The sequence below is a fragment of the Bacillus sp. FSL K6-0268 genome (assembly GCF_038005425.1).
Lineage (GTDB): Bacteria > Bacillota > Bacilli > Bacillales > Bacillaceae_G > Bacillus_A > Bacillus_A thuringiensis_S.
On record NZ_JBBOTF010000001.1, the window covers coordinates 2,538,091 to 2,552,402 of the forward strand.

Consider the following 14,312-nt stretch of genomic DNA (forward strand, 5'->3'; position numbering starts at 1 on the left):
GGATTCAAGTGAATTGTATAGATTTCATACACAATTCATATTTTAAAACGCTTTCACTGTTTTTAATAAGATAAACAAAAAAACGTAGCCAAAAAGCTACGTTTTTCTGTCATCGTTTCGGTGTATTTTTATGATTCTTCAAAAACGGAAGCGGGAATTGCTTACGGAAATGCTCTTTAATCATATACTCTACACCGTTTTCACTATTTGAACGTGTGATCCAATCTGCTGCTTGCTTTAATTCTACAGGCGCGTTCCCCATCGCTACCCCAAGTCCCACGTTTTCAATAACCTCTAAATCTTCCATACTATCTCCAATCGCAACCATTTCATTTAGCGAAATATTTAAATGCTCTCCAAGCAATTGTAATCCGCGTAACTTTGATACATTTTGCGGCAAGATTTCTATTCGTTTTGAATCACATTCAACATACTCTACATCTTGGAATGCTTTTCTTAATGTGTTTAGCCCGCGTTCTTTTTCACCTTTAGTTTGGAAAAGAACATCAATTTTTGGCGCCGCCACCGGATGATCACGAAGCGCGTCACCTAACGAATCTACAAATTGAACTGGATAAAATAACGGATCTGCGCTTGATAATACAGTGCGCGCAATTAAGTTTGGTGTAGTTCTCTCACGATTTCCTATCGAAAACCGTTCATGAGAAATACGTACGTTACAATCAAAGTGCTCTAACACTTGCACAATGTTAAAAGTCTTCTCTTCGGACAATCTTCTTTGAACGTACGGCTTATCTAACGTTGCTGAAACGAAAGCACCACCATGTGTCACTAATATAGAATCTAATTTTAAAGCCTTTGCTACTTTATGAGCGGATTGAAAATTACGGCTCGTAAATAACGTAACGTATACATCTTTTCTTTTCACAAATTCAATTGTTTCTCTTAATCCTTTTGCAATTTTTCCATTGTTGTATAGTAGTGTCCCATCTATATTAAGAGCTAGTAAGCGATAAATCATGTCGCACTCCCCCTCTTCGCTGTTGTACTCTATCCATAATTTATGAAATAAATGTAGCAAATAGAACGAGTTAGAATTACTACTGAAAATTTGGTTTACTATATACATATACACTTAGTAAAGGAGATAGTACAATGCAGGCACCTCCTTCTTTTTATGAAGGCGATACGTTAGAAGTCGCAAAAAAATTACTCGGGCAAAAACTTGTTCATATTGTAGACGGAATAAAGCGAAGCGGAATCATTGTAGAAGTAGAAGCATATAAAGGCCCAGATGATAAGGCCGCACATAGTTACGGCGGCAGACGGACAGATCGCACAGAAGTTATGTTTGGCGCACCAGGGCATGCTTACGTATATTTAATTTACGGTATGTACCATTGTTTTAACGTTATTACAGCACCAGTTGGCACCCCGCAAGGTGTTCTCATTCGAGCCCTTGAGCCGGTAAATGGGATAGAAGAAATAAAACTAGCGCGCTACAATAAGACCGAAATTACAAAAGCACAGTATAAAAATTTAACGAACGGTCCTGGCAAACTATGCCGTGCCCTCGGAATTACTTTAGAAGAACGTGGCGTATCATTACAAAGTGACACATTGCATATTGAACTCGTCCCAGAAGATGAACACATATCATCACAATATAAAATAACAGCAGGACCTCGTATTAATATCGACTATGCAGAAGAAGCTGTACATTATCCGTGGCGTTTTTATTATAAGGGGCATCCGTTTGTTTCAAAGAAATAAACGATATCAATGATCTTTCAAATATATCTATCGTAACTTACAATATATCAACGATTTTTCAAATATATCTATCATAACTTACAATATATCAACGGTTCGACAAGAAATATCGATTTATCGACAAATAATAACATTACGAATAAAAGAAGACTGTTCCAAAATGGAACAGTCTTTCCCTCTTACTCTGCACCTTCCGCAGTTGCAATATTATCCTCTAAGTTTTCTCTTGATAATTCAGCCGCCATAAAATCTGCTGTTTCTGGAAGTGCTAAATGCATATGAGCTTTTTGACAAATTTGGATCGTACAGTTTTCTATAACATAGTCGAAAACATGTCCACCCCCGCTTCTTTCATCATCAATATAATGTAAGTGGAATCCAGCTACACCAATACCTTGCGCATAATCTGGTGTCCAAAATCCAGCAAGCGTACCTTCTGTATTTTCAAATGAAAAGATTGGTTGTGATTTCGTCACTTCAACGAGCGGTGTATACGGTTTTTCTTGTCTTGGAACAGTTCTCGTTCTTACTTCACGGAACGTACCGTCCATTCGAATAGCGTAAAATAAGTTTTTACTTGGCATTAATTCATGTAATAACGCTTCAACTTCTTCACGATTCATCGGATGCTCTACCGTATAACTCATTTCTTTTTCAAAAAACGTTACAGTAGCAAATGGTGTTGTTTCTTCTGGTTCTACTTTTTCTGCTGAACCGTCTGAACGTAAATGATAAAATTCATTATCAAATGCAATCATTTCACCATCTAATTGATCAAATGTGCCGATGCCAAAATCACCATGTTTTTTCAAATCTTCAAAGCTAATCACACCATCATATATACCATCTAATAGCGCAAGCATTGTAGATGTTTGATATACTTCATTACTCGTTTTCGTTTTTTTTGCATCAATATCAATTAATTGCGCAACAGTCATCTCAAATCTGCCTCCATTAGTTTAATTGGTTTGGTAATAATTTTTCGCTTAATTTAATATTGTCACGATAGTCAATTGGAATATCAATAATGACAGGACCATCTGCTTCTAATGCTTCTTTTAATACCCCTTCTAATTCATCAGGCGTGTTAACACGAAGACCTAACGCTCCGAAACTTTCTGCATATTTCACAAGATCAACATCACCAAACTCTGTAGCTGATGTTCTACCGTATTTCATCATTTGTTGGAATGCAACCATATCATATGTGCCGTCTCTCCAAACAAGATGGACGATTGGAGAATTTAAACGTACCGCCGTTTCTAACTCCATCGCTGAGAATAAGAAACCACCGTCACCTGATACGGAAACTACTTTTTTACCTGGTTCTACTAAAGTAGCTGCGATTGCCCAAGGAAGTGCAACACCTAACGTTTGCATGCCGTTACTAAATAATAATCTACGTGGTTCATAAGAACGGAAACATCTCGCCATCCAAATAGAATGGGAACCGATGTCACATGTAACAGTTGTATCGTCACTAATTAAAGAACGAAGTGTACGAATCACTTGAAGTGGATGCGTAACACCCTCCGAAGCACGGTTCGGAACTTCTGCTTGTTCTGATAATTTCGCGCGTAATCGTTCTAATACCGCTTCTGATTTCGTACTTAATACAAGTTTCGGTAATTTCTCCGCGATGCTATTTACCGTTAAGGCAATATCACCAATTAATTCACGCTCTGGTTGGTAATCATGGTCGATATCTGCTTGATGGTCGTCAAGATGAATAATCGTTCTGTCGCCAAGTTTATTCCAGAATTTTGGATCATACTCGATTGGATCATAACCGATAGAAATAACAAGGTCTGCTTCTTCTAGTAAAATATCACCTGGTTGGTTACGGAATAATCCAACGCGGCCGAAGAAATGATCTTCTAACTCACGTGAAATCGCACCAGCTGCTTGATATGTTTCAACGACAGGAAGTTCTGTATCCGCAATTAATTTACGAACAGCTTTCGTCACTTCATTTGTGCTTGCTCTCATACCGAGTAAAATAACTGGTAATTTCGCTGATTTTATTTTTTCTACTACATATGTAATATCATTTGTGGGAGCGATTCCAAGCTGTGGCTTAGAAAGCGCACCGATAGACTCTACAGTTGTTTCCGCAGTCATAACGTCTTGCGGAAGACTTACTAAAGTAGCTCCCGGATTTGTGGAAGTCGCACTTCGAAATGCATTACTAAGTGCTTCTGGCACATTATCAGGATGCTCTACTTCTACGCTATATTTTGTGATTGGTTCGAATAGTGCAGCATTATCATTCCACACCAGATAATAGATGATAAAAAAATTAAAACATTTATATAATAAGCTCCGAGTTTCACCTACATTTTTTCTTTATTGATACAAAACGATATAAAAAGAAAAATATGTGGGCGAATTGTGGGCACAAACAGCAAATATAACAAAAGAGCACAGCGTGCATATAAAGTGCGTCAACACTGTATATACCGTCCACCTGAAATGCCCAGGTAAACACTTGCCATACTCTCTTGAATTATTGTACATCATGTAGGGTTTCTTTAGCAACGTTTACCAAATGATTGGTGACGTTGCTTTTTTGTTTCCAAAAAGGGAGACATAGAATATGAGAAAGAAACACATAGATGTAATAGCAACGAAAGAAGCCTTTCACAATCTTTCTACGTTTAAAAAAGTGGAAGAACTAAATAAAACTGTACGTACATACAGAGACACGATCCGTATGTCTATTAAGCGTACCGATGTACAATCTAAACTAATTGAATTACTTGAAATTTTAAAGCGCCACAGCTGCAAATATGTAGGCGTTAGTTTCCTTTGCAAAAATTCAATTGCTGACATGATAGGAGTTTCATATAAAACTGTACAACGTTTAATGAAGAAACTTGTGGATCTAGAGATGATTCAGCAAGTAGCGATGAAACGTAAAAAAGATATGCTTCAAACTTCTAACGCTATTATCATTCAACCAATTGTGGAAGAAGTGTCCAACAAGGTAGATGCAAAAAGTCCTACAAAGTGTCCTACCATTAAAACAAAACCTGTTTCCTTAAAACAAAATATAAAAGATATAAACAAACGTAATAGTAATGAGAATAGCAATGCTCTAGGAGAGAATATTGAACAAGCTGATTTCGTTGCCCACTGGGTACCCGAACGTTTTGTTTCTTTCACTCGCTCTTTTTATCACGATTCAAAAACCATTCAAGAACTGTGGAAGGTCGTAAGACAGTGTAATAGGACCGTGAACTATACAACAGGTGAACAAGCCTTTACGAAAGACCAAGAACTAGTCATCGGCTTACAAGCAATAAAAGAATTTGTGATGAAAGTAAAATCGGGTATACATATGAAAAAAGGTCCATTTGCGTATTTCAATGGCATTGTCAATAACCTCATGGACAAGTTGTATTTTGATGAAACTTTCACGCACAAAGCGTTCCTATGAAAAAGCCTGTCCTACTCGTGGAGCGAATTAACCCTTTTTCTTATGTTGGGATATCAAAAAATAACTTGCACCACGCATATCGATTCTACATAGGATTGTCTATTTGCCGGACACTGTTTCGTTTTCGTACAGATAACATATGCAACTTACGATACAATGTGGATTGAGATATTTGTGTCTGTGCACAAATTTGATGAATGGTCATCTTTCTCTGTGCATAAAGAGCAAGGGCTTGCTCCAAATTAGGATGCTTTTCATGGTACTTTTCTACTCGCCCCACATACTTCCCTTTTTGTTTGGCAAGCTCAATGCCCTCTCGCTGCCGCATGCGAATGAGGTCTCGCTCTAACTGATTGACGCCGCCCATCACAGTCAGTAAAAATTGACTATACGGATTTTCAGATGTTAAATCCAACCATGTATCTTTTACGGATTGTAAGTTGGCCCCCTTCTTTTGGATGTACGCGACCAATTCAAACAACTCCGCCGTACTTCTTGTAATGCGAGTTAAGTCTGTTACCCAAATCGTATCCCCCTTCTGTACATGTTGTAATAGCTGCTGGAGGATAGGCCGATGGCGGTCCGCCCCGGACGCCTTTTCTTGATATAAGATATCCATTCCTATTTGCTGTAACTGCTCGATTTGCCTCGCTAGATTTTGATCAACGCTACTCACTCGTACATATCCTATTTTTCTCATTTGTTTCTCCCCCTTACTCCGTAGCAAATGAAATTCGTGCTACGCAAGATCCTCTGCTGATTGCCTCTTCTATCGGGTTCTCTGTATACCCCATTCACTTTTCACATGATATGTCATCTATACAACAATCTGTTTTTGATGTTGTTTGACGTACGAACGGTTCTTGATATTCCCTCTATCCCCACCCTTTATAAGTAACCTTGACTGTTCCTCCGAAAAGAATCTCCCTATACACCCCTATCCCCATCAAGTTCTCATCCGAACCAATCACGCATGAATGTGCCGATATAACGTAGATTGAGATATCTGCGTATCTTTATAATGCCCTCTCGCAATAGTCTGAATGGTCATCCTTCTTGCATGAAAAAGAAATTTTTATGTATTCAACTTTGAATCTCTATATTTTTTTACAATATCCTCCCAAATATGTAAAAATCTAATCACGCTTACTTAGCTAACAGGTCGCCTCTTTATAAAAGTGTCTAAAAATCAATTCTAAACGATTACTTTTTACATATAGTAGACGTAACTACAACGATATAATTTGAGAAAAGGGTGAATGGTTTGGTTACAATTAGTTTATGCATGATTGTAAAGAATGAAGAAAAAGTATTAGAACGATGTTTACAGTCCATCAAAGGCATTCCAGATGAAATTATTATTGTAGATACAGGATCAACGGATTGTACAAAGGAAATTGCAAAAAAATGGACACCCCATGTGTATGATTTTAAATGGATAGATGATTTTTCAGCTGCGCGTAATGAATCCTTTCGACATGCGACGAAAGACTACATTCTATGGCTAGATGCAGACGATGTTTTACTAGAACAGGATAAGACCGCATTACAAAGTTTAAAACATTCTTTACACGCCCAAATTGATGCCGTATCTATGAAATATCATGCTCATTTTGATAAACAAGGGAACGTAATTAGTAGTGCCTTTCGTTTCCGTCTTCTGAAACGAGAGCGGCAGTATCGTTGGATAGGGGTTGTCCATGAACATATTCCAGTGACCGAACAAGATCAAACCTATCAAAGTAATATTGTTGTGACACATCAAAAAGAAAATCCGCAACGTTCCGTTCGAAATGTAACCATTTATGAAAAATATATAGCACGGGGCGGTACACTAACGTCACATGATTTATTTCATTATGGAAGAGAATTAATTTCCAATCATAGATATGAAGAAGCAGTGGATGTATTTCACAAATTTTTAGATTCTCCGGATGTATCAGATGAGATGCGGCTCTTTATTTTTAATGAGCTTGCCTCATGCTACTATTTCTTACAGAATATAGAGCAAGAGCATCAAATCACACTCCAATCTTTATCCTATGATATGCCGCAACCTGTATTTTGTTGTCGACTGGGCGAACATTTTTTACGTCAAGGGAAAGTGGAGGGAGCCATTTTTTGGTACAAACAGGCGACACAGCTACCCGTTTCGTATTCTTGGACCGTGGATAAAAAGCCGTTTTATACGTGGTTACCCCATAAGCAATTGGGGGTTTGCTATGAAATGAAGAAAGAAAATCGACAAGCACTGAAGTATTATCAAAAATCCTTAACATTCCTTCCAGACGATACCGAAGTACAACAAAAGATTCAGCATCTAAAAAAACAAATGAAAAAAAAGTAATTCGTTATCTTTCATTCACTTGGTCATACCTATTATTGCATACAGCGTATGCTAGGACATGAGATTTTTGATACGAGGAAAAATAATATCGTCTTAGAATTTTTACTTACAATTGAACAAGTATAAATTCCGGCTATTGTTTTAACATTCTATTATTCACATGCAAATTGTATACTTTTCACACTCGTTTACCATGTTTTCTACTGGGGTTTTGTATGTTTGTAAAAGAAAACATGAAATGAAACGGAAAAACCCCACTACATTTGTGCCGTTGAACGGTAAATTGTAGTGGGGTTCTTTTTCCATGTATCCGTTGCAATTACATAGATAATTTCTATCTTCTTGTCTGTAAAGGATTACTAAAATCTTTCTTGCTTAAATGAATTATTGGGAAATAGAGACGCCTAAAGGCTGTGTACCTACAGGGATCGTTGCGATGATTGTATCTGTAACTGTATCAATGACATTAACTGAAGCAGCACCCATTCTAGCAATATATGCTCGATTTAAGTCCACATTTACAGCTATTCCACGAGGGTTAGAGGTAACAGGAATCGTACCAATTACAGTATTAGATTCTGTATTAATTACTGATACATTGTTACCAGCATTATTTGAGACATATAACTTATTGTGAACAGGATCTAACCCCATGTTTACTGGATTTGTACCTACAGGAATCGTAGTAATCGAAGTGTTTGTGATCGTATCGATGACAGAAACATTATTATTACCCACATTGGCCACATATAATTGATTGTGTTCAGAATCGATCGTCACACCTTCTGGCCTAGTACCAACAATAATCGTCCCGATAACAAGATGCTCGTCAGTATCAATGATAGTTACGGCATTGGCGTCAAAACCTGATACATATAAACGCTTCGTAACTGCGTTTATATCCATTCCTAACGGATTTTGGCCCACAGGGATGGTCGCAATTACAATGTTCGTTGCCGCATCGATAACGGAAACGGTAGCATTGCCGTTAGCAACGTAAACTTGATTCGTAATTTGATCCACTAAGACGTAACGGGGATTTGTAATACCAACGGTAATCGTAGTAATGACGACATTGAAAGAGCCGCTTATAACGGATACATTGTTGGCCGATTGATTCGCGACATAAATACGATCGAGACTAGGATTTGAATCTAGATAACGTGGGTTATTTCCTGTTTGAATCGTGGCGATAACTGCATCTAAATCACTGTTAATAACGGATGCGTTAGCAGATCCATAATTAGAAACATAAATATTCCCAATTTGTGAAAGAGAAGGCGTACCTGGACCCGTCGGTCCACGAGCACCCGTAGCTCCTGTTGCACCAGTAGCACCGGCTGGTCCTGTTGCTCCTGTCGCTCCATTGTCACCCTCCACACCTTGAATCCCTTGCGGTCCTTGCGGCCCTTGTAATCCTTGGATCCCTTGCGGTCCTTGGTCCCCCTCTGGTCCTTCCATTCCCTGCGGCCCGGCTGGACCTTGCAACCCTTGCGGTCCAGGAATGCCCTGTGCTCCAGGCGTACCTGGGGGTCCCGTCGGTCCCGTTACACCCGTGCTTGGTCCTGTTGCTCCTGTCGCTCCCTGAGGCCCTGCTGGTCCCGTCGGTCCTGTTGCTCCCGCACCACTACTAGGAACAGCTGCTGTTCTTGTCACTAAAGTAGATAAAATATTGAGGATTTGGTTGCGTGTGACATTGTCCATAATAAATTCTGCTATTAAAATTGATAAAGTAGTATACAGTGATTGTAGCATCGTCGCGATTTGACCAACTTGTGCTGCAGTAGCTGAGGGTAAACGATTGTTAACAAATAAGAGAAGAAATAAACTATTCCGTGTAGCGTTTCTTCCTGTTACAGTAGGAAATTCGTTGAGTAAAAAATTATATAAATTCATTAGACTATTCTGTAAAGCTGTATTATTGATTTGATCAGGATTATTCAAATACGTATTAATAGCAATTTGTAATTGTTGGATTAAGGCTAAAAGTGCTGCTTCTTGCGCTGGGGTAATAGGAACCGTAGGTACTAGCTGGGGGGCGATGAGATTATCAAATACATTTTCGTCCTTACTCATATAGATACTCCTCCTTGTTGTAACGTACCATACATCTGATGAGAAACTCGTAAGTTATTCATCATACACGTCCTCCTTTTTTAAGTGCGTGCACACACTGCAGCCACGGCTTATGCCCGCCCAGTGCTTCCTCGAGCCACGCTAGGCGCTGGCGGTCAGGTGTGAAATAATACATCTGCGGAACGGGCGTTCCTCGTTTTTCCGCCTGTTTAACCAGCCCCTCATAGCGGCGCAGGTTGCCAAGCGTTGTATACAAATTCTCCCCCGTATCGATTTCCACGACATGTAGACGCTGCCGATTATACCAATAGGCTGCCGGCACAAGCGGTTCCCGTTTACCAGCAGGTAATAATCCCTCGTGCCACCGCCACTCGGGATACCCGCACCATTCCCAAATGTCATTGCGGTAGAGGACATCGTAGATGTCATGCAAATCACTGAGCATCGTAACATGAGGTGTGCCAAGTAACGACCCGCCTTTACTATTGATTCCAAAAATATGACGAGACGGTTCGACAATACTGTGAAGATACGGACGCAGGTGCTCGAGCTTACGCAGAATACTGCGCCTACTATACGATCCCAAATAGGCAACGAGTTGGCCTGTCGTCGTCCATCCAAACTTCTGAATAACCCCCAACAATTCCAAATCTGTCACCATTTGTTTCACAATCACCTTTTTCGTCATGATCCAACCTCCTTTTTTACAAAATAGAAACAAACGAACAAAAAAGAATCCAATACACACAAGGATTTCTACGAAAAAGTTCCCAATAGGGTGTACCCTAATGAATAAACTGTAAAACGTTAAGAATAGGGATATATTAGAATTATATAGAATATATTGGATATCTCTCTTGTTCGCTGCGCACACAACGCGTGATAAAAAGAAATACCTATCTTGTTCCAAGAAAAGTAAAACCTCTCTATCTCGTTGCTTACTGTATTCTATACAACCCCCAAGCACTTCGTGCTAGTTTTTTTGATTATTTCACCAAAAAAATGTGGTAATATCCAGAGAATATAAGAAAAATCCCCGAATATATGGTGAATTAAGCCAATCGCTCTATTCCCCAGTCAATGGAAAAGGGACTACTTTATATTTACAAACAAAAATATTATGTATAATAAACATTATGATTATGTATCTCCCGTTTCGTTTTACGAGATGCACACGAATATACCGATACAAACCATTTTTTATGCTTCTCATTGAGGTACACCCTATTGGGAACTTTACACCTCATATCAGCAGAAATACATGATACATATACCCAGAAAACGCATGATAGATTCCTATTTTCCTAGCTTTCAAACCATACAAACTCCCCTTCTGCTAATCTCCCTTTTTCAGTACCCCCATCCACCAAAACAGACACAACCTGCCCCTTACACCCGTACATAGCCACTCCCCTCTCACCCATTCCTCTACATCGGCCAATGCTTGCCCCACCTACGTTTTCCTCCCGACCTATTTCTTGTCATACAATAAGAATGGCCACCAGTTCTCTCCACTGCGCCATGATTTTCCCATCATTTCCTAACAAAGAGAAATTCTTCTTTTCCAACCCATCTATCGCCCCTAGTTTCCTATCTTGCAAGATTTCCTAACAGTGATAACGGCTACTGTGGAAGATTTTTTATGTGATAGCATATATTGCTTCTATCTTACATAATATAAAGTGCTCCTGGTTTATGATATGCCTGACAAAAAAACACGTCCATCAAAAAAGCAAGCCAGACCACTCCCCTGGCTTGCTTCTTCCTGTTCCACAGACTTGTTTCCTCCTGTTTTACCTGCATGGTGATTGAAACCAACATATAAACATACATTTACACGTATTCTTATTTGTAAGGAAGTGTCATACCTGCAAATTTGGTCACATATACTAAAAATGATTCAGCATCGCTTCACATAGATGGTTCTTCCATAAAACAGCGTACTCCAGTCAAGAATGCTCTTTTTTTATTTTTATCGTTCATATTCATTTCTACTGTTACATATAATACTATTGGTAAACCAACAATGGGAGATAATATATCTTTATAATGTCAAAAAAGAGCGTTCCTCACACTCGCCAGAGGAATGCTCTGCTTTTGCTTACCTCACATACACGTAGGCTTCACTTGCTGTTACATAGTATGTTTTTCCTTTGCTATTGTGTACTTTATATTGTGGTGAACTATTTACATTTACTTTCGCCTCAATTGTAAATCCTAACCCCTCATCCACAGTTCCCGCAACATCTCTATCTAACCAGGAAGGCTTTGAATAGAATCGTAAGTCATTCACTTTAGAAACTACACGTTTACCTTCCACAGATGACGATTCTTCTTTATAGCGAATGTATGAGGAATCGTTATAAATCCACTGATTTCCTCCAAGATTCAACCAGTTGCCTACTTTACCGCAGACTTTATATGCTTCACCTTTTTGTAATTTACGAATAACACTATTTATTGTGGATGGACCAGAACGAAGGTTTATATTGTATCCATCAATATACGCTACTCCCACTTCATTCATAACACCAGGTACTTCACTTGGTTGCTTTGGTTTCGCTTCAACTGAAATAGAATTTCCATTATATGCTTTTAATACATCAGTACGAAACTTTGATTCTGATACACCATGACTGAGAAGATAATCAATCGGATCTTCGTGATCTGTGCCACCAAGCTTATACGTAATGTCTTTATGCGTCCACAATCCAATGGATGGATCAATGTTTCTATCACGTAAAATCTTAGCGAGTAGCTTCACATATCTCTCATAGGATTTTTTAAATTTAATAGAGTCACTCGTTTCAGAGAGCTCTACATGAACAAATCGTTTATTGGCTGCTAAGCCCGCTCCCCATGCTTGATATTTTGTGGAAGCAATTTGAACTGTTTCATCCCAGTCTGTTACATAATGTACAAATGCCGAACGCCATGTTCTTGCTTCATAGTTTCGAATATTAATAGCAGGCGCTTCAGGAGTTGCTGTAGAATGTGCTATTACACCTTCATATGCTCCATATCCATTGCGATATTCGACTTTAGGTAACCCAGGAATAATCATTTCTCGATCAGCAAAGACACTACCTATTGAAGTAAATGCAATGATAGCTGCAGTAGAAATTGAGGCTAATAATTTAATAGATTTTTTCATTTGTCGTCACCATTCCCCATAATTTTTTGTTTAATATCTGATACATCCTTTGAAAGTGAACCAAATGCTTTTGCCTGTTCTTCGATGACTGCTTGGTTTTTTTCGATTACTTTTTGATACTGTTCTTCACGCTGTTCATTCTTTTTTTGCGTAGTAAAAAGCATCCACACAAATAACGCTGCGAATGCTCCTTGTTGAATCATTGAATTGAAGATTTGTTCCTCCACTGTTCTCATCCCCTTGAGCAAAATAAATAAGCCTGCTTATGCACGCTTAACTTGTACGATTTAAATTAAAAAGTTCATTGCAATATGAACCGTACTCCCGCTCGGAACACCATTCACGAAAATCCCCCCATCAGGTTTTATTGTCACTTCACACGCTGCGGGTGTATATCCATATGCCAGCGCTGGAAAAGCAATGTGTTGTACCGGTCTAAATCCAACTGGTAATGTAGCGAATACTGCCTCATTTTGAGGATTTCGAACTGAACCAATTACACTCATGTTTTCACCACTTCTCTTGTATTTCATATCTCTGTTAGCAACATTTTCCACCCCAGTTGTAGCAAGCTTAATCCATCCTGTATCATTTTCAGCGGTTGCTATCTTTTTACCTTTCAAGGTTGCTGATCCATCAGGTCGAACTATTAACCCACTTTGAGAATCCCAGGGAGTAGCACCGAATCCCATGTACAGATATTCTTCACCGTTGTTAGCCCCTTTGAAACGTCCCATTCCGCCACGATTAACGCTTCCGTCTGTGTCTTTATCCGCGTAGTGTAACCCACGAGCAGAAGGACCTGTCGCTGAATCAGGTTGAGTCATCAACATTTGACCCAGAGCATGGAACTTTAAAAGCCCTGTTATAATATCTCCTGTTTTCTTTAAGAGGTTCGTGTTAGATATAACTGTGAAAGTATCCGTGTCACTGAAGTAATCCCAAATAAACTTATTTGACGTGATATCTGAGAGTACTAGCTTATTCTGTCCCGCTTGACCTCTAAGAACATAATTATTATTAGTACTTCCACTTGATTTAAACTGAACTGATTTACCTGGGTCCATCCCTAGGTCACCTGTCATGGTGTCTCCGCTTTTCTTAACAACATCCATAGCATTTAATTTCTTCTGCAGCTCGTCTAACGTTTTCTTAATAATCTCAAACTCAGAAATATAGTTTTCGATTTTAATATTTCCTTCTTTCACATCACGTCTTAATGTAATACGAATATCTGGTGTACTCATTCGTTCTGTACTTTTTTCCATCACAAAATAAGCTGTCCAATCATCCGATGTGGAAACAGCTTGAGATGTAAACGTATAGGAAAACACACCATTCTTTGCATCAACTATTTGAGCATCATCTCGAATGAATACTCCTGTGTGATTTGTCGCCTCATATTTAACCACATATCCTGTTAAATCCACCTTCTCCCCTTTTTCTCTTACGTACACCGTAAGCTTCAACCCATTTTTGTCATTCTGCCGAGAACGAATTGTTTTTGTAAACACAGGATCTGCTAAATCTATAATAATTTCCTCATTTCGCATGACTACACC

At 38.9% G+C, this 14,312-nt stretch carries 11 protein-coding genes and 1 pseudogene; 3 read left to right on the forward strand and 9 right to left on the reverse strand.

Annotated elements, in window-relative coordinates; translation table 11 throughout:
- Positions 1-109: 109 nt before the first annotated feature.
- Entirely contained in the window at positions 110-982 is an 873-nt protein-coding gene (locus MHI28_RS13055; RefSeq protein WP_000640437.1) for a Cof-type HAD-IIB family hydrolase, read from the reverse strand.
- Positions 983-1,116: 134 nt separating this feature from the next.
- On the opposite strand from MHI28_RS13055, the gene MHI28_RS13060 reads away from it, so the two are divergent.
- A complete protein-coding gene (locus tag MHI28_RS13060) occupies positions 1,117-1,734 on the forward strand; it encodes a DNA-3-methyladenine glycosylase (protein WP_001148799.1) in 618 nt (205 codons plus the stop codon).
- Positions 1,735-1,913: 179 nt separating this feature from the next.
- Here the strand turns inward: MHI28_RS13060 and alsD are convergent, their stop codons facing one another.
- The gene (alsD, locus tag MHI28_RS13065) at positions 1,914-2,672 is read right to left on the reverse strand and encodes an alpha-acetolactate decarboxylase (protein WP_000215017.1); all 759 of its coding nucleotides are present in this window, start codon (positions 2,670-2,672) and stop codon (positions 1,914-1,916) included.
- Positions 2,673-2,688: 16 nt separating this feature from the next.
- Positions 2,689-4,002 (reverse strand): annotated as a pseudogene (gene alsS, locus MHI28_RS13070) (acetolactate synthase AlsS); the annotation flags it as partial.
- Between the two features lie 328 nt (positions 4,003-4,330).
- On the opposite strand from alsS, the gene MHI28_RS13075 reads away from it, so the two are divergent.
- Positions 4,331-5,173 (forward strand): helix-turn-helix domain-containing protein, encoded by an 843-nt coding sequence (locus tag MHI28_RS13075; protein WP_340828026.1) that lies wholly within the window; start codon positions 4,331-4,333, stop codon positions 5,171-5,173.
- Positions 5,174-5,258: 85 nt separating this feature from the next.
- On the opposite strand, the gene MHI28_RS13080 is transcribed toward MHI28_RS13075, so the two are convergent.
- A complete protein-coding gene (locus MHI28_RS13080) occupies positions 5,259-5,873 on the reverse strand; it encodes a recombinase family protein (RefSeq protein WP_340828445.1) in 615 nt (204 codons plus the stop codon).
- Positions 5,874-6,437: 564 nt separating this feature from the next.
- Between MHI28_RS13080 and MHI28_RS13085 the strand changes: the two genes are divergently transcribed.
- Positions 6,438-7,520: a glycosyltransferase gene (locus MHI28_RS13085; RefSeq protein ID WP_340828027.1), complete on the forward strand. Its 1,083-nt coding sequence runs from the start codon at positions 6,438-6,440 to the stop codon at positions 7,518-7,520.
- Between the two features lie 384 nt (positions 7,521-7,904).
- On the opposite strand, the gene MHI28_RS13090 is transcribed toward MHI28_RS13085, so the two are convergent.
- From MHI28_RS13090 to MHI28_RS13110, 5 genes are all read right to left on the reverse strand, one after another.
- A complete protein-coding gene (locus MHI28_RS13090; RefSeq protein ID WP_340828028.1) occupies positions 7,905-9,596 on the reverse strand; it encodes a collagen-like repeat preface domain-containing protein in 1,692 nt (563 codons plus the stop codon).
- 61 nt (positions 9,597-9,657) lie between these two features.
- Entirely contained in the window at positions 9,658-10,284 is a 627-nt protein-coding gene (locus MHI28_RS13095; protein WP_340828029.1) for a hypothetical protein, read from the reverse strand.
- A gap of 1,413 nt (positions 10,285-11,697) precedes the next feature.
- Positions 11,698-12,750, reverse strand: a complete 1,053-nt coding sequence (locus tag MHI28_RS13100) for an N-acetylmuramoyl-L-alanine amidase (protein WP_078187359.1) — start codon at positions 12,748-12,750, stop codon at positions 11,698-11,700.
- Entirely contained in the window at positions 12,747-12,977 is a 231-nt protein-coding gene (locus MHI28_RS13105) for a BhlA/UviB family holin-like peptide (protein ID WP_000392440.1), read from the reverse strand. Before MHI28_RS13105 ends, MHI28_RS13100 begins: the two co-directional genes overlap by 4 nt.
- Positions 12,978-13,037: 60 nt before the next feature.
- A complete protein-coding gene (locus MHI28_RS13110; protein WP_340828030.1) occupies positions 13,038-14,303 on the reverse strand; it encodes a BppU family phage baseplate upper protein in 1,266 nt (421 codons plus the stop codon).
- Positions 14,304-14,312 lie beyond the last annotated feature (9 nt).